The 24,170-nt window shown below is 67.8% G+C and carries 19 protein-coding genes; 14 read left to right on the top strand and 5 right to left on the bottom strand.

The features are described 5' to 3' along the window. Window positions 1–3: 3 nt before the first annotated feature. Both ubiG and EV652_RS29295 read right to left on the bottom strand, forming a co-directional pair. A complete protein-coding gene (gene ubiG / locus EV652_RS29300; protein ID WP_132212505.1) occupies window positions 4–780 on the bottom strand; it encodes a bifunctional 2-polyprenyl-6-hydroxyphenol methylase/3-demethylubiquinol 3-O-methyltransferase UbiG in 777 nt (258 codons plus the stop codon). A 34-nt stretch (window positions 781–814) separates the two neighbouring features. Next, the gene (locus EV652_RS29295) at window positions 815–1,384 is read right to left on the bottom strand and encodes a GNAT family N-acetyltransferase (protein WP_242002082.1); all 570 of its coding nucleotides are present in this window, start codon (window positions 1,382–1,384) and stop codon (window positions 815–817) included. A gap of 83 nt (window positions 1,385–1,467) precedes the next feature. On the opposite strand from EV652_RS29295, the gene EV652_RS29290 reads away from it, so the two are divergent. Further along, window positions 1,468–2,079: a TetR/AcrR family transcriptional regulator gene (locus EV652_RS29290; protein ID WP_132212503.1), complete on the top strand. Its 612-nt coding sequence runs from the start codon at window positions 1,468–1,470 to the stop codon at window positions 2,077–2,079. On the opposite strand, the gene EV652_RS29285 is transcribed toward EV652_RS29290, so the two are convergent. Beyond that, window positions 2,072–3,022, bottom strand: coding sequence for a nucleoside hydrolase (locus EV652_RS29285; protein ID WP_132212502.1), 951 nt, complete (start codon window positions 3,020–3,022; stop codon window positions 2,072–2,074). The genes EV652_RS29290 and EV652_RS29285 overlap by 8 nt on opposite strands. 112 nt (window positions 3,023–3,134) lie before the next feature. On the opposite strand from EV652_RS29285, the gene EV652_RS29280 reads away from it, so the two are divergent. After that, window positions 3,135–5,006, top strand: coding sequence for a glycerophosphodiester phosphodiesterase (locus EV652_RS29280; RefSeq protein ID WP_242002081.1), 1,872 nt, complete (start codon window positions 3,135–3,137; stop codon window positions 5,004–5,006). A gap of 140 nt (window positions 5,007–5,146) precedes the next feature. Here the strand turns inward: EV652_RS29280 and EV652_RS29275 are convergent, their stop codons facing one another. Beyond that, entirely contained in the window at window positions 5,147–5,830 is a 684-nt protein-coding gene (locus EV652_RS29275; RefSeq protein ID WP_199238461.1) for a GntR family transcriptional regulator, read from the bottom strand. A gap of 494 nt (window positions 5,831–6,324) precedes the next feature. Between EV652_RS29275 and EV652_RS29270 the strand changes: the two genes are divergently transcribed. The 11 genes from EV652_RS29270 (at window position 6,325) to EV652_RS29220 (ending at window position 21,725) form a co-directional block, all read left to right on the top strand. Then, window positions 6,325–7,485: an extracellular solute-binding protein gene (locus tag EV652_RS29270; protein WP_132212501.1), complete on the top strand. Its 1,161-nt coding sequence runs from the start codon at window positions 6,325–6,327 to the stop codon at window positions 7,483–7,485. Beyond that, the gene (locus EV652_RS29265) at window positions 7,482–8,399 is read left to right on the top strand and encodes a carbohydrate ABC transporter permease (protein ID WP_132212500.1); all 918 of its coding nucleotides are present in this window, start codon (window positions 7,482–7,484) and stop codon (window positions 8,397–8,399) included. The genes EV652_RS29270 and EV652_RS29265 overlap by 4 nt, the downstream gene beginning before the upstream one ends. Before the next feature lie 88 nt (window positions 8,400–8,487). Then, on the top strand, window positions 8,488–9,360 hold the full coding sequence (locus tag EV652_RS29260; protein WP_158441273.1) for a carbohydrate ABC transporter permease: 873 nt from the start codon (window positions 8,488–8,490) through the stop codon (window positions 9,358–9,360). 1 nt (window position 9,361) lies between these two features. Continuing rightward, entirely contained in the window at window positions 9,362–11,089 is a 1,728-nt protein-coding gene (locus EV652_RS29255) for a GH39 family glycosyl hydrolase (RefSeq protein WP_132212498.1), read from the top strand. After that, entirely contained in the window at window positions 11,089–12,474 is a 1,386-nt protein-coding gene (locus EV652_RS29250; RefSeq protein ID WP_132212497.1) for an NAD-dependent succinate-semialdehyde dehydrogenase, read from the top strand. Before EV652_RS29255 ends, EV652_RS29250 begins: the two co-directional genes overlap by 1 nt. After that, window positions 12,471–13,391, top strand: a complete 921-nt coding sequence (locus EV652_RS29245; RefSeq protein ID WP_132212496.1) for a dihydrodipicolinate synthase family protein — start codon at window positions 12,471–12,473, stop codon at window positions 13,389–13,391. Before EV652_RS29250 ends, EV652_RS29245 begins: the two co-directional genes overlap by 4 nt. Beyond that, a complete protein-coding gene (locus EV652_RS29240; RefSeq protein WP_132212495.1) occupies window positions 13,388–15,073 on the top strand; it encodes a dihydroxy-acid dehydratase in 1,686 nt (561 codons plus the stop codon). Before EV652_RS29245 ends, EV652_RS29240 begins: the two co-directional genes overlap by 4 nt. Window positions 15,074–15,342: 269 nt before the next feature. Continuing rightward, window positions 15,343–15,837 (top strand): transcriptional regulator NrdR, encoded by a 495-nt coding sequence (gene nrdR, locus EV652_RS29235; protein ID WP_132212494.1) that lies wholly within the window; start codon window positions 15,343–15,345, stop codon window positions 15,835–15,837. Window positions 15,838–15,955: 118 nt separating this feature from the next. After that, entirely contained in the window at window positions 15,956–18,847 is a 2,892-nt protein-coding gene (locus tag EV652_RS29230) for a vitamin B12-dependent ribonucleotide reductase (protein WP_132212493.1), read from the top strand. 114 nt (window positions 18,848–18,961) lie between these two features. Continuing rightward, window positions 18,962–20,590 carry a response regulator transcription factor gene (locus EV652_RS29225; protein ID WP_132212492.1) on the top strand — a complete coding sequence of 543 codons (1,629 nt, stop codon included), beginning with the start codon at window positions 18,962–18,964 and terminating at the stop codon, window positions 20,588–20,590. 64 nt (window positions 20,591–20,654) lie between these two features. Next, the gene (locus EV652_RS29220) at window positions 20,655–21,725 is read left to right on the top strand and encodes a class I SAM-dependent methyltransferase (RefSeq protein WP_132212491.1); all 1,071 of its coding nucleotides are present in this window, start codon (window positions 20,655–20,657) and stop codon (window positions 21,723–21,725) included. 626 nt (window positions 21,726–22,351) lie between these two features. Here EV652_RS29220 and EV652_RS29215 read toward each other — a convergent pair. After that, entirely contained in the window at window positions 22,352–23,323 is a 972-nt protein-coding gene (locus EV652_RS29215; protein ID WP_242002111.1) for a phosphotransferase, read from the bottom strand. A 520-nt stretch (window positions 23,324–23,843) separates the two neighbouring features. Here EV652_RS29215 and EV652_RS45870 point away from each other — a divergent pair. Next, on the top strand, window positions 23,844–23,966 hold the full coding sequence (locus EV652_RS45870; RefSeq protein ID WP_255512644.1) for a hypothetical protein: 123 nt from the start codon (window positions 23,844–23,846) through the stop codon (window positions 23,964–23,966). The last annotated feature ends 204 nt before the right edge of the window (window positions 23,967–24,170 follow it).

Raw genomic sequence — 24,170 nt, 5'->3', positions numbered from 1 at the left:
TGGTCAGGCTGCCTTGACGGCGTAGCCCATGTAGGAGACGGCCGTGTCCTTGACCTGACCGACGTCCATCAGGCGGCTCAGTTGGCCGAAGGTGATCCGGCCGCGCCGGGCCTGGAAGAAGTTCCACAGCAGCGACGCCTTGTTCGACCGCGGTCCGAGGCCGGTGACCTCGCCGAGCCGCAGCGCGTGCCGGCGCAACGTTTCCTCGAGTTCCGTCGGCTTGACGAACATCTCCCAGGAGTGCAACTGGGTGTCGACGATCCTGGTCAACCGCCAGTCCTGCATCACTTTGATCGCAAGCACCTTGCTCGCCGTGGTCCGGTTGATCGTGTCGAACAGATAGATCCCGCCGGGCTTGAGGACGCGGGCCGTCTCCTTGATGACGAGGTCCAGATTCGACACGTGTTCGAGCACGTCACAGCAGTACGCGATGTCGAAGCTCTCGTTGTCCAACGGCAGCCGCTCACCGGTGGCGACGGCGTACTTGATCGGCAGCGCGGAGGCATCGGCATGCTGCCGGGCGGTCTTGATCGACACCGGTGACGGATCGATCCCGACCACCCGGCACCCGAGTCGGGCGAACTCCTCCGCCATGAACCCGCCGCCACATCCGATGTCGAGGGCCCGCAGTCCGGCCGGATCCGGTCCGGTCCGCTCGAGTACGGCGCGGAAGTAGGCGAACCGCCCGGGCGTGAAACTGCCCTGCAGCATGTTCAGCGGGTTGGCCTCGTCCCACCAACTCTCGCCGAGCCGGTTGTAGATCTGGTTGTCGATCCCCATCGCAACCCCTCCCCGAGCCCAGTAAAGCAGCGGGTCAGGCTGAGGTGGTGCGCCATTCGTCCTCGCGCAGGGCGTAGATGTACTCGTTCGCCCACTCGCCCTTGAAGAACGCGCACTCGAGGAGGTGTCCTTCGCGGCGCATGCCGAGGCGTTCGAGCAGGAGCGCCGACGGGCCGTTGCGGTCGTCGAGGATGGCGCAGATCCGATGCAGTCCGAGGTCCTCGAACCCGAGCCGGAGAATCTCGCGCGCCGCCTCGAAGGCGTACCCCTTGCCCTGGTAGTCGGTGTGGAGTGCGTACCCGATCTCGCCTTGGCGGTCGGCCTCGCCGGCCCACTTGAGCAGGACCTCGCCGATCACCGTGCCGGTCTCGCGCAACTCGATCGCGAGCACGAGCCACTGGCCCGGCTCGGTCAGGGCGTCCTGGGCGAGCTTGGCCTCGAGCGCTGTGCGCGTCTGTTCGCGATCGCGCACCGGCCATGGCGTGTAGCGCACCACCTCCGGCCGCGAGTGGAACGCGTACAGGTCGTCCAGGTCGTCCATCCGGTGCGGCCGTAGGTCGAGTCGCTCGGTTCGCAACGGATAGTTCGGGCGCAATCCAGGCACGGGTGCCGTCCTCGGGTTAGGCTGTCTAATGTTGTTAGACAGCAACCTAGCTGTGCCCGCACCGCGCCGACAATGAGGTTTCCGTGAGCAGACGCGATCCGTCATCACATACGGCGGCCGGGATCTCGGCGAGCACGATCGCCGACGCCGCGCTCGCGATCATCCGTGCCGACGGAGTCGCCGGCCTGACCATGCGGTCGGTCGCGGAGCGCCTAGAGGTCCGCGCGCCGTCGCTCTACCACCACGTCCACAACAAGGATGAGCTTCTCGAGCTCGTTGCGCGGAACGCGTTCGACCAGTTCGCCGCGGACCTCACGGCGTACGACGAGATCCACACTGTCGACGACTGGATCGCGGTCACCACTGCCGGCTCGCTCGAGCTGCGCGACTTCTACGCCGACCATCCCGGTCTGGCCGGCCTGATCCAGGCGAAGGCGACGCCCGATCGCGACCAGGGCGAGGGATCGCGCGCGGAACTCGTCCGCGCGCAGATCCGCTCGCTCGTGGACCTCGGCGTACCCGAGCCGCAGGCCCGTGCCATCTTCGAGTCCAGCGCGCACTGGACGCTTGCCGCCGTGGTGGCCGAGCCGATCAGGTCCGACCGGTTCAAAGACGGGCCCGACCGGTTCAGCGACGGGCTCGACCTGTTCATGGACGGCGTACGCGCCCGCCTGAACGAGCTCGTGGCTACTTGACCGTGCTCAGCCAGAGGTCGGCGTACCGCGCGCCGTCCACAGCCGTTGCCACCTGTACGACGGTCGACGAAGGGCCATGCGGGTCGCTGCTGAGGTCGGCGGACCAGTCGCGCGTGTCGACGATCGTCCGGCCGCGCGACCAGGTGCCGGAAAGCTCGACGCGCAGCGGGAACGACTGTGTCGTGAGCCCGGCCGGCTCGATCACCGCGCACACTGCGCCGCCGTCGCCGATGCTCGCGCCGTCGGACTGGTAGAGCTCGCTCCGCTTCTCGATCAGCTTCCGCGCCAGCTCGGCCGACGGTGAACCACCCAGCGACCGTGCCTGATCCAGCGAGATCTCCACGTCGTAGAACACGTCCAGGCCGTACATCGTCACCGGTACGCCAAGCTCCGCGGCAGCATTGAGCGCGATCGCAGCCGCCTCCGGATCGGTCCAGATATTGAACTCCGCCGACGCGGTCGCGTTCCCGATGCCAGCCGCGCCACCCATGAACACGATCTCCCGCAGACCGGCCGCGACGTCAGGGTAGGTCCGGAGCAGCAGTGCGATGTTCGTCATCGGTGCCAGCGGGATCAGCGTCACCAGCTCACCTGACGCAGCGGCTGCCCGCAGTACGTCGCGGAGTAGGTCGACCGCGTGGCCGGCACCCGCCGTACGCGTAGAGCGGGGCCAGTCGAGGTTGCCGAGTCCGTCGGCGCCGTGCACGTGGGGAGCGGCGCGGACAGGTTGGAGCAGCGGTACGGCGGCACCGGCCGCGACCGGCACGTCAGAACGCCCCGCCGCCTCCAGCACCGTCAGTGTGTTGACCACAACGTCGTCCAGCCCGACGTTGCCGCCGACACAGGTCACAGCCTTCAGATCGAGCTCTGGGTGGCGGGCGGCGAGCAGCAGTGCACAGGCGTCGTCCAGCCCGGTGTCGACATCAAGAATCACCGGCTTCATACCGCCATCCTCACGCATCAGCCCGTACCCATCGGCGGAGCCACCCTGCGTTGGCAGTCAATTCATCACATGCTCTGGCGCTGTTGGTGTCGGTTTCCTACGGTCGTTGGCCATGATGCTCATGTCACGCCGCCCCCGTGCAGTACTGGCCGCTCTCGCTACTGGAGCCACCATTACCGCCTTCCTGACCACACCGTTGCCGGTCGCAGTCGCTGAGCCCGCTCTTGGGTCGGCGACTGCACCCACACCGACGGTCAACGAGACCTTCGACGGTACGACGTTGCCGGCCGGCTGGTCGGCTGTCGACGGCACGTGGAAAGTGCAAGGCGGCCGGCTGATCGGTACGTCGGCCAGTGCCAGCCAGCTGAGCCGCATCACGTTCGGCAGTCCGCTGACCGACTTCCGGATCGAGAGCCACCTGCGCTTCGACTCCGCGCTCGACGGCGCCCGCTGGGTCGCGTTCGGGCTCGACCTCGCCCCGAGCGGCGCCGTCCCGTGGTCGATCGCGACGCTGCGGAACGGTTCCACCGCCACGAACGGCCTCGAGTTCGCCCAGCGCACGCCGGCCAACACGTGGAACGTCACCGACACCGCCGCCGCGCCCATCCAGGTCGGCGTCGGCAAGGAGGTCGCCGTCGCGGTGGAGGTCCGCGGCACCCGCGCCACCTGGTACGTCGACGGCCGTGAGTCGCTGCGCACCACGATGGTGAGCCGCAGTACGACGGGCGTGCAGGGGCTGCTCGTCAACGGGGCGACCGTCTCGTTCGACGACCTGAAGGTCACGCCGCTCGATCAGGAGTCGTTCATCCGCAAGCCGGGTGCGCCGCTGCGGGTATGGGCGCACCGAGGTGGTTCGTCGGCCGCACCGGAGAACACGGCTGCGTCTGACGAGGTCGCCCGTCGCGGGCGCGCCGAGTGGATCGAGAACGACGTACAGCCGACGAAGGACGGCGTACCGATCATCCTCCACGACACCACCGTCGACCGCACCACTGACGGCACCGGCGCGGTCCGGTCGTTGACGGCGGCTCAGGTGGCTGGGCTGGATGCCGGGTCGTGGTTCGCACCTGCGTACGTCGGTCAGCGTGTGCCGACCCTGGCATCGCAGCTCGACGGGCTCAAGACGCGCGGCGGCAACCTGCTGCTCGAGGTCAAGGGTGAGCACACGCGCGCGTCGGTCGAGCGGATCGTGCAGGAGATCCACAGCCGTGGGATGAGCAGCCGGGTGTTCGTGCAGAGCTTCGAGCCGCAGCACCTGCGGTGGATCCGTGAGCTTGCGCCGGAGTTGCCGCTCGGTCTGTTGCGGTCGACCCTCGACCCGGATCCGGTCGCGATCGCCAAGGACCTTGAGTTGTCGGCGTACAACCCGTCGGACGCCGCGTTCCAGACCCGCCCGGGCATCGTCGCCGAACTGCACGCGGCCGGAGTCGCGGTGAACGTGTGGACCGTTGACGACGCGACCCGCTGGAACGCCTTGGAGAAGGCCGGCGTGGACGGCATCATCACGAACCGGCCGGCCGAGCTGACGGGCTGGAATACCGCCTTCGCGCAGCGGGTCAAGCCGGCCGCGACCATCCTCAGCCCGGCTGCGGGGGAGCGGATCGACCGGGCCCAGGTGCTTCGTGTTGCTGTTGGCAACAATTCGGCCGAGCCGGTCGCGCTCACGCTCGACGGAGTGGCGATTGTCAACGGGTCGATTGTCGACACCACCGCCCTGGCGGCCGGGAAGCACGTCCTGACGGCAACCGTCGCCGGCTCGACCGTCGAGAGCAGCTTCGACGTCATCGCCACTCCGACGGGTCTTGCCAACCTCGTGCTGACCTCTGGTGCGACGCCGTCGACGGTTTCGACGATGACGACACTGCTCGGTCAGAAGCAGTACGCCGTACTCGCGACCTACGCCAACACCCCGGCCGCCCGTGGCCTGACCGCCGTACGCCGGCAGCAGATCGTCGCCGAGGCCAACGCTCTCGCCGCGCGCTGAAGTCCGCACTTTGTGCACCGCTCAGCCACGACACGCTGAGGCGTGGTGCTCGAGCGGTGCACAAAGTCGAGCGGTCAGCTGTCGTGACGCGCGGCGAAGTCGAGCGGTCAGCTGTCGTGACGCGCGGCGAAGTCGAGCGGTCAGCTGTCGTGGCGGGCGGCGATGAGGCGGTGGTAGGCGCCGGTGAGGTGGTTGTCGATGGCCTCGACGGCGGCTGCGGCGTCGCCGCCCGCGATGATGTCGCGGATCGCCTTGTGCCCGGCGTACGCGATCTCGTGGAAGTCCGGCCGGGCGACGTGACGTGAGTACAGGAACATGGCGACCTGGCTGCGGATCTGCTGCCAGGCGCGGTCGAGGCGAGCATGGGCGGCGGCCTGGTACAGCACGTCATGGAACGCGAAGTCCAGGTCCAGCGCGGTCTGCGGCTCGTAGTCCGGCTCGAGCGCCCGCATCTTCTCGAGTACGTCGTCCATCGTCGACAGATGGACGTCGGTCAACCGGGGGAGTGCCCGCTTGATCGCCAGTTGCTCCAGGCTCAGCCGGAGCGTGTAGATCTCCTCGACGTCCTCGTCGGTCAGTGCGATCACCTGAGCACCGCGGTGCCGGCGCAGGACGACGAGCCCCTCCCGCTCGAGCTCGATCAGCGCCTCGCGGATCGGGCCGCGGCTCATGTCGAGCGCGGTCGCCAGTTCGCCCTCGGGGAGGTGCTGGCCGGGGGCCAGGGCGCCGCTGACGATCATCTGACGAATCGCGGGTACGACGGTCGCCCACAGCGCGGGGCTGCGCTCGGTCTGCCGGGCGAGTTGATCCAGCGGTCCGGCCACGGCCGTCCTCCATCGGTGTAAATCGTCGATTGTTAACCATTGACTTTTGACAAGGCCGAGACCAGGCTAACTGGTAGACCCCCAGACGGCGAGCCCCCGGAGCCGGCGATCCCGGCACCGCGCTCACCGCAAGCCCGGCCCGGCTGCCCGGCCCGCAATCCGCTCGACCTCCACTCGCCCCGAGGGAGAACTCCGTGCCGCCCACCCCGCCCGCAAATCCCCGCCCCCACCCATCACCCACCCCTCCCACCCACCCCGCCGCCGCACCCCTCCCGCCCAGCGCCGCGCCTGCCAGACTCGCCGCCCCACCCCTCCCATCCGCGGCGCTGCGACGTCCAGCTGGTGTGAGCGGCTCGCGCGCCAGTGGTGGACCGCCAGGTCGGCCGGCCACCGGCTTGTCCCGGCGCAAACTGCTTGCACTGGGAGCAGGTAGTGCTGCGGCTCTCGCCGGTTGTTCCTCGCCGTTCGACGACACCACTCGCGGTGGTGGGCGGGTGCTGGAGTTCACCACCTTCTACACCGGTCCCGACGGCGCCTTGATGCAGACGATTGTTGATCGATACAACAGCTCACAGGACGACGTCGTCGTACGGTTCACGGCACCGGCGTACGGCGGTGACTACCTAACCAAGATCCTGACGGCCTCGCTGGCCGGCGCCCCGCCCGCGATCATCGCGCTGCACAGCTACGAGATCCCGCCGCTGCGCCGCTTCCTGCACACGATCGACTTCAACGACCTCGGCTTCAGCCAGGACGACTTCATCGACGGCACCTGGCAGCTCGCCAACATCGAGGGCCGCCAGTACGGCGTGACGATGAGCACCGGACCCGCGGCCCTCGGGTACAACCGCGCCCTGTTCGAGAAGGCCGGCCTGGACCCGGACCGCCCGCCGACCACCGGCGCCGAGTTCGTCGCGGCCGCTCAGGCCCTGAAGAAGTCCGGCCCGTGGGGCTTCATCCGCGAGACCGGCACCTTCAACCCCTGGCTCACCCTCAACTGGCAGGCTGGCGGCGATCTGATCGACGCCGACAGCCGCGCACTGTTCGCCGAACCGCCGGGGATCGAGGCCGGCCAGTTCGAACGCGACCTCGTCCACCGCTACCAGGTCGAGCCGGCCCAGCTCGCCGGACCGCAGCTCGGCGCGCTGTTCCGCAACCAGAAGGTCGGCATGGTCTTCACCTTTCCCTGGGTGCTGTCCCAGCTGATGAAGACCAACGCCCAGCGGGGCACCCAGCTCGATGTCGCCCCGCTGCCGCAGTTCTTCGACGGACCGCGCTCGGTGGTCGCGACCTCGCACATCTACTGCATCCCGAAACAGCGTAAGAACAACGAGTGGATCCAGGCCGAGGCGCAGAAGTTCATCGCCTGGCTGGTCCGCGAGGGCAGTGTCGACTGGGCCGGTGCGCAGGCACCGGCGAGCGCGGCCGCAGCCGCGGCCATTGCCAAGAGCAACGACCCGGTGGTGCGCAAGATGGGTCTGTTCATCGACGAGGCCAAGCACGCCCGGTTCGCGCCGTACGCCTATCGCTGGACCCAAGGGTTCCAGTACCTGAACGACGCGCTCGACGACGTCGTCTACCAGGGCGCGGACGTGGCGACCGAGCTTCGCCGGGCCACGGCCCGCGCGACCGAGAGCATGCGGGAGCCGAAATGAGTGTTCTCACCTCCCGTATCCCATTGAGCCGTACGGCGTCCAAGCGCGAGAAGCCGCGCTCGTGGTCGGCGGTGATCTTCCTGGCTCCGTTCGGACTCCTGTTCCTCTTCCTCTGGGCGGTCCCGATCATCCGGGGCTTCTACCTGAGCCTGACCGACGTCAACGTTGCCGAGGGCACCGGTGGGTTCGTCGGCCTGGCGAACTACACCAACCTCTTCGGCGACGGCGACTTCCAGGCGGCACTCGGTCACACTGTCCTGTTCGTCGTACTCAACGTCCCGGTCCTGGTGGCCGCCGGTCTGATCCTCGCCCTGGTCCTCAACCGCGACCTGTCCGGCCGCAACATGCTCCGCGCGGCCTTCGTCGGTCCATACCTTCTGCCGGGCGCGGCCGTCGCTCTGATCTGGACCCTCGTCCTCGACCCGGTCGACGGCTCACTCAACACCATCCTGAAAGCCGTCGGCCTCCCAGTGCAGCAGTGGTTGACCGAGCCCGGTCAGGCGATGGGCGCGGTCGTCCTGCTGACGCTCTGGTGGCGCGTCGGCTTCCCGCTGCTCATCCTGCTCGCCGCACTGCAGGACATCCCGAAGCAGTTGTACGAATCAGCCCGGATCGACGGCGCCGGCAGGTGGCAGCAGTTTGTGTATGTCACGTCGCCTGGTATTGCACCTGTACTTGGCTTGGTTGTGCTGTTGCGACTCATCGACTCGTTCAAGGTGTTCGAGCAGGTCTACCTGTTGACCCAGGGCGGTCCGAGCGGCAGCACTCGCGTCGTACTGCAGATGCTCTACGAGACCGGCTTCCGCGACTTCCGGACCGGGTACGCCGCCGCGATCGGCTGGCTGCTCGCACTCATCATCCTCGTGGTCACGGTCGTCCATCAGGTCGTCAGCCGACGGAGCGTGAAGTCATGACGGTATTGATGCCACGCCTCCGGCGCGGCGGGTCATGGGGCTTTGGCTCCGGGCTCCCTGCGCTCCTCAGTCCAGGGCGGGAGGCCCCATGACCGGCACCGCGCAAGTACCTCGTGTCACGACAACCGTCCGTGCCCAACGCCGCCGTGCCCGCTGGCTCGCAACAGCCGCGGCCCTCGTCTTCGCGATCCTCTGGGGACTGCCGCTGCTCTGGACGCTCTCGTCGTCCTTCGAAGGCTCGACCACACCGGGCAGCCGGCTGTTGCCGAGCGATCCGACGCTGGCCAACTGGGAGATGCTCGTCGATCCCGGCGGCCGTGCCGTCAACATCTTCATCGCCTTCTTCAACAGCACGGTCGTCGCCGTGGTCTCCACGGTTCTCGCCTTGCTGGTCTGCTCGATGGCCGGCTACGCCCTGGCCAAGCTCCCGTTCCGCGGCAACGCCGTCGTCTTCGGGTTGCTCCTGGCCACGATGCTGATTCCGGGCGAGGTCGTCCTCGTGCCGCTCTTCCAGCAGTTCCGCGAACTCGGCCTGCTCAACACGTATGGCGCGTTGGCTTTGCCACACATCGTGTCATTGCTGGGAGTTGTACTTGTCAGACAGTTCGTCGTGAATCTCCCGCCTGACCTGATCGACGCGGCCAAGGCCGACGGTGCGAATGCCTGGCAGATCTACCGGTACGTCGTCGTACCGCTGATCCGCCCGGCCCTGGCGACCCTCGGGATCCTGGTGTTCCTGGGAAGTTGGAACGACTTCCTCTGGCCGCTCATCTCCACCAGTTCGCCGAGTATGCAGACCCTCCCGCTGGCCCTCGTCACGTTCCGATCGGCGTACGGCGACGTCGACTACGGCGTCGTGATGGCCTCGGCCGCACTCGCGATCACTCCTCCGCTTCTCGTCTTCCTCTTCGCCCAGCGATTCATCATCGCCGGCATCAGCACGACCGGACTGAAAGGCTGATATGACCCAGGATCAGACTCAGAACGCCTCTCCCAGCGACGTTCAACGACTGCCCTATGCACCTTCCGACCCGGATGCCGTCCCGATCCGTGCGGCCCGCGTCACCGTCGACGCCGGCGGCGACCTCGGCGTACTCGATCGCCCGTGGGCGAGCCTCGGGTACGACGAGATCAACTGGACCTACACACCCCAGGGCCGCCGGACCCTGCAGACGATCGGTGGGTTCGCGGAGACGCCGTACCACGTCCGCCCGCACAACATCTTCAACAGCGGCACCGGGCTCGGCCTGCCGCACTGGGGGAGCGGCAACGTCTATCACGAGGACGCGGACGGCAAGCCGTTCTACGACTTCACCATCGCCGACCTCACGTACGACGCAATCGTCGGCTCCGGCCACCATCCACTGGTCGAGCTCGCCTTCACCCCGCTCGCCCTCGTCCCGGACGAAGCGAAAGACGAGTTCCCGTTCGAGAACAGCCCCAGCCAGTACAGCGCCTACGAGGCCGGCTGGTGGTCATACCCGCCCAAGGACTATGCAAAGTGGGGTGGTCTGGTAGCGGCACTTGTCGAACATGTACTCGAGCGATACGGCGTCGACGAGGTGCAGCACTGGCTCTGGGAACTCTGGAACGAGCCGGACATCTCCTACTGGCGCGGTACCCCGGAGCAGTTCCACGATCTGTACGACGTGACGGTCAAGGCGATCCGCGACGTCTACCCGGCGGCGAAGGTCGGCGGACCCGCGGTCACGGGTGGCGACAAGGGCGCAGTGTTCCTGCATGGCTTCCTGCAGGCCTGCGCCGACCGTGACTTACCCGTCGACTTCGTCTCCTTCCACACCAAGGGCTCGCACTTCACGCCGTGGCGCACGTACGGCCCGATCGGCGCACCAGCGCCAGTGAAGGAGTCGCCGTCGACCCCGAAGATGCTCCGCGAGATCGACCGCGCGCTCGCCGTCATCGAGCAGTTCCCGCAGTACGTCGGTGCGCCGGTGATCGTGGACGAGTGCGACGCCTCGGTGCCCGCGCACTGGGGGATCTACGACAACGCGAACTTCGCCTACCGCAACAACGAGTACTACCCGGTGTTCCAGGCGAAGCTGATGAAGAAGGTGCTCGATCTCAACGCACAGCACACCGCGAAGGTGCACGAGGCAACCACCTGGAGCTTCTCGATGGAGGGTGAACGCTACTTCGAGGGCACCAGAAGCTTCGTCACCGCGTCCGGGATCGAGAAGCCGCTGATGAACGCCTACCGGGCCTTCGCGCATCTCGGCGACCGACGCCTCGCCGCAACCTCGGACCAGTCCGCCGACATCTCCGACATCAGTGCCCTGGGCAACGGACTGCCGGAGGAGGTCGACGTCATCGCGAGCCGCAACTCGACCAACGGCAGCGTCGCGATCCTGGTCTGGCGGCACCGGGACGATCAGTATGCCGAGGACCCGGACCCGACTCGGGTTGACGTCGAGGTCAACGGACTCGACACCGGTGAGTGGACCGTGCGGCACTACCGGATCGACGCCGGCCACAGCAACAGCCACACCGTCTGGCAGGACCAGGGCGCGCCGCAGGATCCGACCCCGGAGCAGCTGGCCGCGATAACCGCCCGCCAAGGTCTCGAGAAGTTCGCGGACGACACACAGGCTCAGGTCGACGGCGGGTTCAACCTCCAGCTCGAGCTGCCCCTGCCCTCGCTGAGTTTGGTCGTCCTGACCAAGGTGGCCTGATGTTCATCGGTGGTGCCTGGCGGGAAGCCTCGGACGGCCGGACGATCGATGTCCTGAATCCGGTCACCGAGGAGGTCGTCGCCCAGGTCCCCAACGCGTCCGACGCGGACCTGGACGATGCCCTCGCCGCAGCCGCGGCCGGCTTCGCGATCTGGCGTCGTACGGCGCCTGCCGAACGAGCGGAGGTACTCGACCGGGCCGGCCGGCTCCTGCTCGACAGATTGTCAGACATCGCCACAGTCCTGACCGAGGACCAAGGCAAACCAATTGCTGAAGCCGAGGCAGAGGTCAGGCAGTCAGCGGAGTACTTCAGCTGGTTCGCCGGCGAGGCGGTCCGGTCCTACGGCCGGTTGTTGCCGTCCGCACCGGGCCGCCGCTCCTGGGTCGAGCGGCGGCCGATCGGACCGGTCGCCGCCTTCACGGCCTGGAACTTCCCGGCGTCCCTGCCGGCCCGCAAGCTCGCACCGGCGGTCGCGTACGGCTGCAGCATCATCGTCTGCCCGGCAATCGAAGCACCGCGTACGGCGGCCGCACTCGTACGAGCCCTGGCGGACGCGGGCGTGCCGGACGGCGTGGTCAACCTGATCACGGGCGACCCGCCGCGGGTGAGCGAGCGGCTGATCGGCTCCGACGTGATCGCGAAGATCACGCTGACCGGCTCGGTGCCGGTCGGTCAGACGTTGGTGCGGCTGTCCGCCGAGCGGCTGCAGCCGTTGACGCTCGAGCTCGGCGGTCATGCGCCCGTACTGATCTTCGACGATCTCGACGAAGATCAGCTCCGCCGTGCCGCCGACACCCTGGTCCGGGCGAAGTTCCGCAACGCCGGTCAGGTGTGCATCTCGCCCAGCCGGGTCTTCGTCCAACGATCCGTCTTCGACCGCTTCGTCGAGCTGGTGGTCGACCGGGCCCAGGGATTAGAGATCGGACCGCTGGCGAACGCCCGCCGGCGGGAGGCAGTGGCGGCGCTTGTCGCCGGCAGCGATGCGAAGATCCACTGCGGCGGTGTGAAGCCCGAGGGACGCGGGTACTTCTATCCGCCGACTGTGCTGACGGACATCCCGGCCGGTGCGGCGGTGCTCCGGGACGAGCCGTTCGGGCCGATCATGCCGATCCTGCCGTTCGGCGAGATCGAGGACGGGCTGGCTCAGGCGAATGCGGTGCCGTACGGCTTGGCGGCGTACGTGTTCACCACTGACCTGGAACGCGCCGACACCGCGGTTGCACTGCTGGAAGCGGGCATGATCGGTGTCAACGAGGTGGCGCTGGCAGCCGCGGCCTCGCCGTTCGGCGGGGTGAAACTATCCGGGTACGGCAGGGAGGGTGGCACCGAGAGCCTGGAGGCGTACACGGTGGCCACGGCGGTGACGACGAGAGGAGCCCCATGACGTTGGATCCCGGGGTGTGGGGCGTGCTGGCGACGCCGCTCACGGCCGACGGCTCGGCTGTCGACACCGAGTCGCTGGCACGGCAGGTCAGGCACTACGAGACGATCGGCGCGACCGGACTGACCGTGCTCGGCGTCTTCGGTGAGGCGGCCCGGCTGACCCCCGCGGAACGTCGTACCGTCGTGCAGACGGTCGTTGCCGCTGCCGACCTTCCGCTCGTGATCGGCATCAGTGCCCTTGACCTCGACGAGGTCTGCACGGAGGCTGCGAACGTCCTGCCAGTAGTCGGATCGCGTCTCGCCGGGCTGATGGTTCAAGTGAACTCCAGCGATCCGGTGGCCCTGAGCAAGCATCTGAACGAGGTTGCCGACCGCACTGAACGACCGCTCGTGGTGCAGGACTACCCGGTGATCAGCGGAGTCCCGATCGCCACCGCCGACCTGGTCGCCGCCACCCGCAATGTGCCCTCAGTCGTCGCGGTGAAGTCCGAGTCGTCGCCGAGCCCGCCCGCGGTCGCTGAGCTGGTGGCCGGACTCGACGTACCGATCTTCGGCGGCCTCGGCGGTACCTGCCTGCTCGACGAACTGGCTGTCGGCGCGGCCGGTGCTATGACCGGCTTCTCCGTCCCCGAAGGTCTCCTCGCGTGCGTTGGGGCCTTCCGGGAAGGCGGGTTCGAGGCGGCACGCGAGGTCTGGCGCGACTACCTCCCGCTGGTGAACTTCGAGTTCCAGGCCGGGATCGCGCTCGGTCTGCGCAAACGCAGTCTGGTGTTGCGCGGCTTGATCTCGTACGACGCGGTTCGCCCGCCGGCCGCCGTACCGCCGGAGAGCATGTATCGGCTGTTGAACGAGCACCTCCGTCGGACGCCGGATGTCTCACTACCCCCACCCCCCGAGCGAAGCGAGGGTTTGCTTTGAGTGGGATTTATCGCGGTCTGGTCAGCTACGGCGACCGGGACTTCTCGCGCTTTCTGCGGCGCGCGTTCCTGCACGCGAGCGGCCGGTCACCGGAGTCGCTGGACCGGCCGGTGATCGGTATCTCCACGTCCACCAGTGACTTCAACCCTTGCCACCGGCAACAGCCGGAACTCGTCAAGTCCGTTGCCCGCGGCATCATCGCGGCCGGCGGGCTGCCGATGGAGTTCCCCACCATCTCGCTGGGGGAGAGCTTCCTCGAACCGACCGCGATGGTCTACCGCAACCTGATGGCGATGGACGTCGAGGAGCTCGTCCGGGCCCAGCCGATGGACGCCGTCGTCCTGGTCGGCGGCTGCGACAAGACCGTGCCGGCGCAGCTGATGGGCGCGTTCTCGGCCGGCCGCCCGGCGATCCAGCTCGTCACCGGCCCGATGTCGACCGGCCGGTACCAGGGCGAGCGGCTCGGCGCGTGCACCGACTGCCGGCGGTTCTGGGCGCGCTACCGGGCAGGAGACGTCTCTGAGACCGAGATCGGCGAGGTAGAGCGCAACCTGGCCACCACTGCGGGGACGTGTGCGGTGATGGGGACCGCTTCCACGATGGCCTGCATCGTGGAAGCACTCGGCATGGCGCTACCGGACAGCGCTGCCGCGCCAGCCGTGCACGCAGACCGGTTGCGGCTCGGTGAGGCGACAGGTGCCGCGGCTGTGTCGATCGCGGTGGCAGGGCGTACGCCGGACCAGGTCGTCACGGCGGCGTCTGTCCGCAACGCGTTGCGGGTGCTGCTGGCCATTGGCGGGTCGACCAATGCGCTGATCCACCTGACCGCGATGGCTGGACGGCTGGGGCTGGCAATCGATCCAGATGAGCTGAACGAGCTGAGTGACACCACACCGGTGCTGGTGGAGCTCAAGCCCACCGGTGCGCACTACATGGAGGATCTGCATGCGTCTGGCGGCCTCCCCGCCGTACTGCATGAGTTGAGGGACCTGCTGGACCTGTCTGCGCTCACGGTGACCGGGGAGACGCTGGGAGAGCGGTTGGGTGATGGGCCTGCCTGGGTGGACCGGGAGGTCGTGCGACCCCTGAGCGAACCGAGCCGGGAGAAGGGCGGGCTGGTGTGGCTGCGTGGCTCGCTGGCGCCGTCCGGTGCGTTGATCAAGCGATCCGCGGCTGATCCGGCACTGTTCGAGACGACTGGGCGCGCTGTCGTGTTCAGCTCGCTGGAGGACCTGGCTGCGCGCATCGACGACCCGGATCTGGATGTGGAGGCGTCCGACGTACTGGTGCTGCAGAATGCCGGGCCGTTGGGAGCGGGCATGCCGGAGGCGGGCTATCTGCCGATCCCGGCCAAGCTGGCGCGGGCCGGCGTACGCGACATGGTCCGCATCTCGGACGCCCGGATGAGCGGTACGGCGTACGGCACGATCGTGCTCCATGTGACGCCGGAAGCCGCGCTCGGCGGGCCGCTGGCGCTGGTCCGGACCGGCGACCAGATCCGTCTGTCCGTCTCCGAAGCTCGCCTGGATCTGCTCGTCGCACCCGAGGAACTGGAGAAACGCCGGGCCGACCTGCCTGAGCCCGCCACGGAGCGGCTCACCGGCTACCGAAAGTTGTTCCGCGACCACGTTCTGGGAGCGGATCTGGGCTGCGATTTCGACTTCTGCCTGCCCGCCCCCTGACCCCCTCGGCGGGCCATAGTTTGCGCCCGTCGGGGTCCGTTCCGGCGGCGCCACGCGGGACTACACCGGCCTGCGCGGGTGTTGGAACAAAGAGACGCGCGCGGGATCCGGACGTTCTTGCAAACTGTCGGAGCAGCGATCTAGGATCCCTAGATGTAGTGGTTACACGGGTGTAATTTTCCACAGGTAGTGGTCAGTTACACACAAGTTGTCCCCAGGCTGGTCCACAGGAAGCCCTCGCGGCGACCTCACGGGAGGAGTGATTCGTCGTGCACTGTCCGTATTGTCGGCACGTCGATTCCCGTGTGGTCGACAGCAGGGTCGCCGAGGACGGCGGAGCGATCCGCCGGCGTCGGCAGTGCCCGGTGTGCGAGAAGCGGTTCACCACCGTCGAGCAGATGCAGCTCACGGTCGTGAAGCGCTCCGGCGCGACCGAGCCGTTCAGCCGGGAGAAGGTCATCAACGGGGTCGGCAAGGCCTGCAAGGGCCGGCCGGTGGACGTCGACGCACTGGCCCGGCTGGGCCAGCAGGTCGAGGACGCGCTCAAGGCGAGCGGCTCGCCGGAGGTGCCCGCGCACGAGGTCGGACTCGCGATCCTCGGGCCGCTGCGGGAGCTCGACGAGGTCGCCTACCTGCGATTCGCGAGCGTGTACCGGCAGTTCGAGTCCGCCGACGACTTCGAGACGGAGATCGCGCTGCTGCGGGCGGAGAAGGAGCCGGAAGGCACCGAGCCGCGCCCGCTGAAGCCGACCCAGCAGACATAAATCGGGGAACCCAGTAACACGCAAGACAGGCGGTTGAGCAGTCACGCAGTACCGGCACGAACCTAACGGGGCGGTCCCGACAGACCGCGGCAGTGCAGACACAGGGCGAGGAGCAACCATGACAGAGACGGTGACCGGCCACTCGGGGTCGACCAAGAGGTCGGCGGCCGGGTTCCGCGGGCGGAAGAACGCGCCCACGGGACTCACCATCGAGCGCATCTTCACGACCGAGGGAGTACATCCGTACGACGAGGTGACGTGGGAGCGCCGCGACGTCGTCCAGCAGAACTGGAAGACCGGTGAGACGGTCTTCGAGCAGCGCGGGGTCGAGTTCCCCGACTACTGGAGCGTGAACGCGTCCACCATCGTCACCACGAAGTACTTCCGTGGCGCGGTCGGGCACGACAACCGCGAGTGGAGCCTCAAGCAGCTGCTCGACCGGGTGGTCAAGACGTACCGCAAGGCGGGCGAGGACTACGGCTACTTCGCCGGTCCGGCCGACGCCGAGGTGTTCGAGCACGAGCTCACCTGGATGCTGCTGCACCAGTACTTCAGCTTCAACTCGCCGGTCTGGTTCAACGTCGGGACGTCCTCGCCGCAGCAGGTGTCGGCCTGCTTCATCCTCGCCGTGGACGACTCGATGGACTCGATCCTGAACTGGTACAAGGAAGAGGGCCTCATCTTCAAGGGCGGCTCCGGTGCCGGCCTGAACCTGTCCCGGATCCGTTCCTCCAAGGAGCTGCTGCAGTCCTCCGGCGGTACGGCGTCCGGTCCGGTCTCGTTCATGCGCGGTGCGGACGCGAGCGCCGGGACGATCAAGTCAGGCGGCGCCACCCGGCGGGCGGCCAAGATGGTCGTGCTCGACGTCGACCACCCCGACATCGAGGAGTTCGTCGAGACCAAGATGCGCGAGGAGGAGAAGATCCGCGTCCTCCGCGACGCCGGGTTCGACATGGACCTCGGCGGCCGCGACATCACCTCGGTGCAGTACCAGAACGCCAACAACTCGGTCCGGGTCACCGACGAGTTCATGCGCTCGGTCGAGGAGAAGGGCGAGTTCGGGCTGCGGGCGCGGCTGGACAACTCGGTGATCGAGACCGTCGACGCGCGTGAGCTGTTCGACAAGATCTCGCAGGCCGCGTGGGCCTGCGCCGACCCCGGCCTGCAGTACGACGACACCATCAACGACTGGCACACCACGCCGGAGACGGGCCGGATCACCGCGTCCAACCCGTGCTCGGAGTACATGCACCTGGACAACTCGTCCTGCAACCTGGCGTCGCTGAATCTGATGAAGTTCCTCCGCGACGACGACCTGTTCGACTCGGAGAAGTTCGTCAAGGCCGTCGAGCTGATCATCACCGCGATGGACATCTCGATCTGCTTCGCCGACTTCCCGACCGAGGCGATCGGCGACACCACTCGCGCCTACCGCCAGCTGGGCATCGGGTACGCGAACCTCGGTGCGCTGCTGATGGCGACCGGCCACGCGTACGACTCCGACGGTGGTCGCGCACTGGCGGGCGCTATCACCTCGCTGATGACCGGTACGTCGTACAAGCGCTCGGCCGAGCTGGCCGGCGTCGTCGGCCCGTACGACGGTTTCGAGCGGAACAAGGACGCGCACACCCGGGTGATGCGCAAGCACGCCGCGGCCAACGACGCGATCCGGACCATCCACGAGATCGACAAGGACGTCCAGAAGCACGCCACCGCGGCGTGGGAGGGCGTGCTGAAGGTCGGTGCGAAGAACGGCTGGCGCAACGCGCAGGCCTCGGTGCTCGCACCGACCGGCACCATCGGCTTCATGATGGACTGCGACACCACCGGGATCGAGCCGGACTTCTCGCTGGTCAAGTTCAAGAAGCTGGTCGGCGGCGGCTCGATGCAGATCGTCAACCAGACGGTGCCGCGGGCGCTGCGGCAGTACAGCTACACCGAGGAGACGATCGAGGCGATCGTCGAGTACATCGCCGAGCACGGTCACGTGGTCGACGCACCGGGCCTGAAGCCGGAGCACTACGAGATCTTCGACACCGCGATGGGCGAGCGGGCGATCAAGCCGATGGGTCACGTGCGGATGATGGCGGCCGCGCAGCCGTTCCTGTCCGGCGCGATCTCGAAGACGGTGAACCTGCCGGAGACCGCGACGGTCGAGGAGATCGCCGACGTCTACTTCCAGGGCTGGAAGCTCGGCCTGAAGGCACTGGCCGTCTACCGCGACAACTGCAAGGTCGGTCAGCCGCTGGCGGACGCGAAGGCGAAGAAGGCCTCCGAGGCTGTTGCGGCCGAGGCCGCGGTCGCCGAGAAGATCGTCGAGAAGGTGATCGAGTACCGGCCGACCCGCAAGCGCCTGCCGAAGTCGCGGCCGTCGCGGACCACGTCGTTCAGCGTCGGCGGGGCCGAGGGCTACATGACCGCCGGCTCCTACCCGGACGACGGTCTGGGCGAGGTCTTCCTGAAGATGGGCAAGCAGGGTTCGACCCTGGCCGGGGTGATGGACGCCTTCTCGATCGCGATCTCGATCGCGCTGCAGCACGGCGTACCGCTGGAGACCTACGTCCAGAAGTTCACCAACCTGAAGTTCGAGCCGGCCGGTCTGACCGACGACCCGGACGTCCGGATGGCGCAGTCGATCATGGACTACATCTTCCGCCGGCTGGCCCTGGACTACCTGCCCTTCGACGAGCGGGCCGCCCTGGGCATCTACTCCGCGGACGAGCGGTCCCGGCAGCTCGACACCGGCTCCTACGAGCCGGCCCCGGTCGAGGTCTCCGAGGCCGAGTCGCTGAAGTCCGTCGAGCCGGCGCCGGAGAAGTCGGCTCCCGTCGAGGCGGCCGCTGCCAAGCCGATCGACACCTCCGAGGTCCGCACCACCGCCGAGATGTTCGAACTCATCACCGGCACCTCGGTCGACGCACCACTGTGCTTCACCTGCGGCACCAAGATGCGCCCCAGCGGCTCCTGCTACGTCTGCGAAGGCTGCGGCAGCACCTCCGGCTGCAGCTGACCTAGCTGACCGGCCGCAGCCGACATCGGGTTGCGGCCGACCAGACTGAAAGCGCCACGGCCCCCGGGAACTTCCCACTTTCCCCGGGGGCCGCAGCGCGTCTACCGTCGAGGGGTGGAGGAGATCGGCGGTCTCCTTGCGGCCGGGGAGAAGGCGCTCGGCGACGGGGACTGGGTGGCGGCGCGAGCTGCGTTTGGCTCCGACGGTGTGAAGGACACCGCCGCGGGTCTCGCCGGGCTGGGCAACGCGCAGTGGTGGCTCGGCGACACGCGGGCCGCCTTCTCGTGCTGGGAGCGTGCCTATCCGTTGTTCCGCCGCTCCGACCCGGCTGAGGCCGTCTTCACGGCCCTCGGCCTCAGCCTGCTGTACGACGCCAACTTCGGCGACCATGCTGCGGCAAAGGGGTGGGCCTCCCGGGCAGTCCGGGTGGCTGCCGATGTCGGTGACCCCGTCGTGTCGGCGTGGGCCTCGCTTGCCCGAGCTGGAACCGCGGACGACGCGGCAGACGCTGCTGCCTGGTCCGAGGCGGCGTACGGCGTTGCAGCCGAAGTGGGGGACCGGGACCTCGAGCTGTGCGCACTCAGCTTGTGGGGCTCGGCTCTTATCAACCTGGGGCAGGTCATCGAGGGCACTGCCTTGCTGGACGAGGCTCTGGCCGGTGCACTCGGTGGTGAGGGCGCCCGGCCTGACACTGTCGTCTTAACCAGCTGCCTGCTGATGCGTTCGTGTGTGCGTGGTGCCGACTTCCTGCGGGTAGTGCAGTGGACCCGCTCGCTCGACGGCTTCATCGAGCGCTACGGCAGCCCGTACCTCCACGCGACGTGCCGTGCGTCGTACGGCGCCGTACTGATCTCCACTGGTGACTGGCCGCGAGCCGAGCTCGAGCTGACCGCGGCAGCGGAGTTGGCGCGTGATGCGTTGCCAGCGGTTCAGGCGGAGGCGGCTGCCTTCCTTGCCGACCTCCGACTCGGTCAGGGCCGAGTGGGCGAGGCACGTCGTCTTCTCACCGGTTTCGAGGACCGCACCGTCGTACTGCCTGTCCTGGCGGCTGCCAACCTGGCTGCGGGGGAGGTGGCGATGGCTGTCTCGCTCGTACGACGCCAGCTCGACGACACGACGCCTCTGGAGGAGGCCCGACTGCGTGAGGTGCTTGGCGCCGCCTGTCTGGCGACCGGTGACGTTGCCGGGGCGGTCGCGGAGGCAGAGCGGTTGTCTGCCCTCTGTACGACGACCGACAGCGGGCTGATCGCAGCACGCGCTGCCCGTCTCTGTGGACGAGCCCTTCTGGCACAGGGGAAGTCTCGTGAGTCAGCGGCCCGGCTGACGGCGGCGCAGACCTGGTTCGGCCTGTTGGAGATGCCTCTCGAGGTTGCGCGTACTCGGATGCTGCTCGCGCACGCCCTGTGCTCCTACGATCCTGCTCCTGCCGTTGCCGAGGCCCGGATCGCTCTCGCCGTATTCGAGGACCTGGGCGCGGCTGCTGATGCCGACGCGGCTGCTGCCTGGCTTCGAGCCGCTGGAGCGACTGCTGCTCGTCTCGGTCCACGGGGGCTCGGGCTGCTGACCAAGCGGGAACTCGACGTCCTCGCCGTACTGGCCGAGGGTCTGCCCAATCCGGAGATCGCGGCCCGGCTGTACATCAGTCGCCGTACCGTCGAGCACCACGTGGCCAGCATCCTGTCCAAGCTCGGCGTACGGAATCGCACCGAGGCAGCCGCCTACCTCACCCGGGCGCACGAATAGGCGAATTCACCGATGCTCGGGTCGCCCTCCCGGTGCGACGCTGCGAAGGTGAAAGGAGCTCATCATGAGCCAAACACTGCTGGACACCAATCGCATCGAGGCCTTCGGGCAACAGATGGGCGACGTACTCAACCACGGGACCCTTGCGTTGCTGATGAGCATCGGCCACCAGGTCGGCCTCTACGACACGCTCGCGGAGCTGCCGCCGGCCACCAGCCACGAGATCGCCGGCGCCGCCGGCCTGCAGGAGCGGTACGTGCGCGAGTGGCTCGGCGCGATGACCGTCGCCCGTGTCGTTGAGTACGACGCTGGCGACCGCACGTATTGGTTGCCGCGCGAACACGCCGCGTTCCTGACCCGCGCTGCCGGACCGGACAACCTCGCGGGAGCAACCCAGTTCCTCGCGCTGCTGGCCGGTGTCGAGTCGTCTCTGGTTGAGTGCTTCCGCCGGGGCGGTGGCGTTCCGTACTCGGAGTACACCGAGTTCCATCGCCTGATGGCCGAGGACAGCGGCGCGGTCTTCGATGCCGCACTGATCGACGCCGTACTTCCGCTCGTGCCCGGGCTGCCTTCGCGGCTCGAGGATGGCATCGATGTCGCCGACGTCGGCTGCGGTAGCGGGCACGCGACCAACCTGATCGCCGCCGCCTACCCACGCAGCCGATGCGTCGGCTACGACTTCTCCGCCGAAGGCATCGCCGCCGGTCAGGCCGAGGCCGCCGCGCTGGGATTGACGAACGCGGAGTTCGTCGTACGCGATGCCGCTTCGTTGGGGGAGCACTCTCGCTTCGACTTCGTGACTGCCTTCGACGCGATCCACGACCAGGCGCATCCGGCGCAGGTGCTCGCCGGAATCGCGGCGTCCTTGCGGCCCGGCGGCGTCTTCCTGATGGTCGACATCCAGGCGTCGAGCAACCTCGAGGACAACCTGGACAACCCGTTCGCCACCTTCCTGTATGGCGTCTCGACCATGCACTGCATGACGGTCTCGCTGTCCCTCGGCGGCGACGGACTCGGCACGGTCTGGGGCGAGCAGAAGGCCCGGCAGATGCTGGCCGACGCCGGCTTCTCCTCGGTCGAGGTCGCTCACGTCGAGGCCGACGCGTTCAACGCGTACTACATAGCCCGTCGCTAGCGCTGGGCTGGAAGCGCTCCCAGTTTTGATCGCTCACCAACCTCATACCGAGGGACAGCGGATGATCCTGGTCTTCTGTTCCGTAGGCCGCTGAAGATCGGCCAGCCGCGTCCATGGTCGTCCAGATCGCGCGTGGAGTCCGAGCGCCGCGAGCCCAGATCGTCGGTAGACGTCCAGGGTTGTCCAGACCTCGTGTTAGCAACCGCGTTAGCAGGATCCGCTGATTAAGAGGATCTGGCGCGTTGATCTGGCACGGTTCGGTCGCGAGGCCTGGACGGCCTTGACGAACGTGGTGAGCCGGCCGCGACAACGTGTGGCTACGCGGCTACAACCCCCTGGTCGCAACATTGTCGACGCCGCTGTCCGGCACGACCGCACCCGAGCCGTCGTTCCGGGGCACTTCAGGTCGGAGCGATACCGGATGGGTCTCGAGCCCGTCCAAGCCCGGGTCCGAAACGCTCGGAAACGGCACTTATGCGGCTGCTGGCCGGGGTGGGAGGCTAAGGCACGCCCGAGGGTACGCTCCTCCACGCTTCGTCGCAGAGGTTGGTTAGCGCGACATGCCAGCCGCTTCAGTGGAGTCGGAGCTCGGCCGAGAACTCCAGTCCCCGAGCGCGGCCGCCGGACTACGACGAGAGTTCAGCCCGGCGCGACCACCAGGCCTCGGCGGCGGTCATGGCGCTCTCGGCCTCGTGGATGCCGTCGCCCACGAGCCCTGCGGTGGCAGCCCAGTGCAAGGGTATAAGGGCTAGAGCCCCGGGGAGCCAACGGTGCTCGTCGCGAGTCAGCGGTTCCGGAGCGGTGCCTTCGTAGGCGGCGAGCAGTCGTCGCGGCTCCAGCAATTCGCCGTCCTGTGCGACGTGGTGCAGGCTGGCCGCGATGTCGTACACCCGCTCCCTGACCCTCGCAAAATCCAGGTCGAAGGTGGCCCATGAGCCGTCTGACAGTTCTCCCGCGTTGCCCAATTTGTAGTCCCCATGAATCGGAGTGCATGGCAGTTCGACCTCCTTCCGGAGCTTGGAGAGCTCGCCGGTCAGTTGGCGCATCCGATGCACGACCGGCTCGCTGCGGGGTCCGAACCTGCGGCGTGTGAAGCCGACCGAGTAACGCAGTTGGCCGAAGGTTCTGTGGTCGTCGAGGGGTTCGGGCGGACTGGGCTCCCAGACTGCTTTGAGCGCAGTGTGAAGGCGTCCGAGCTCCTCGAATAGTCGGACGTAGGAGTCCTCGTCCGCCCGTGGCTGGACATGATCGATGAACTCCTCAATCTCAGCCCAACGATCAGCGACCCTCAGGAGGTCGCAGCCGGGAATCCGAATCGGCCGAGCGACGCGGACTTGGGTCCGCTGGAGCCGCTCCCGCAGGCGCCGCAGTCCCGCTACCCGGCCGCGGCGGACCCAGGGCCTATGAACCCGGAGGACAACCGGCGGCTCAGCGTCTATCCGCACGTTGAGGTTGAACCCACCGCCGATGTCTGCCCATCCGGCCCCTCGCGCGACGCGGGCGATCAGGGCCGAGACGGCCGGGTCATCTGGGCTGGCTCTGGGTCCGAACCAGCCCGGCAAGGGAGGGGGAGAGGTCGAAGCTTCGATTCCGGTCATGGCAATGGCCCACCAGCGCACCCGAGGAAGGGTCCGCCGGCGAGCATGGCGCAATCTTGCCGCGACGCAATGACGGCCGGCACCCCGCCAGCCCTTTCAGCTCGCCTGATCACCATCGTGGAGACAGTAGCTGGTCGGTCGAGCCACTGGGCACTAGCCAGTCGATAATGCCGGCTACATCGCTCCCGTGACAGCAGTCGCACCGTCCGGTATCGCTCCGGGCGGCGCCACCGATTCGGCGATCTGGACCGCCGCCACGCGCCCATAACAACGGACACCAGCGCTACGTCAGGTAGCGCAGATCCGGCGATCGCGCGCACCACGCGAGCAGGTCCCGTACGCCCAACATCCGCGGCGGAGATGGCGACCGTTGTGTCCTTCTGATCCGTAGAGGCAGGCAACTCGATCGCGACCTGCTCGTCCGCGCTCCGGAGGTCGTCGCCCAGGTGCTCATCGTCGCGCGGCGTTTGGTCGTTGGGGTCGCGCTGGGGTCAGTCCTGCGTGCGACGAGAGCCCCAGCTTGGAAGGCTGGTCGTTCTGCAACTTCGCCGTCACCGACGGAACCCTGGTCCGCATCCGCCTCTGGTCCCAGAAGGACGGCGTCGAGTCCTACGCCGTCGTCACCGGCTCCTTCACCACCTGAGCCCTTTGTGCTGGTACGACGTATACCCGTTTAGCCGGCGTACGTCGTACCAGCCTTGGCTGCTGATCGGCCCCGGTTGCCCTCCGCCGTCTTCTGCGTTCCCGGCCGTCTAGCTTTCGCGCCGCGAGTCAAGGTTGAGTTTGGGCAGGTGTGAGTGACGCCGGGCGTTTGTTGTGAACGTTCGGCGTGGCTCGCGACGAAGGA

The organism is Kribbella steppae, from assembly GCF_004342025.1.
Classification (GTDB): Bacteria; Actinomycetota; Actinomycetes; order Propionibacteriales; family Kribbellaceae; genus Kribbella; species Kribbella steppae.
Note: the sequence above shows the minus strand (reverse complement) of the source record. Positions and strands in the feature narration are given on the sequence as shown.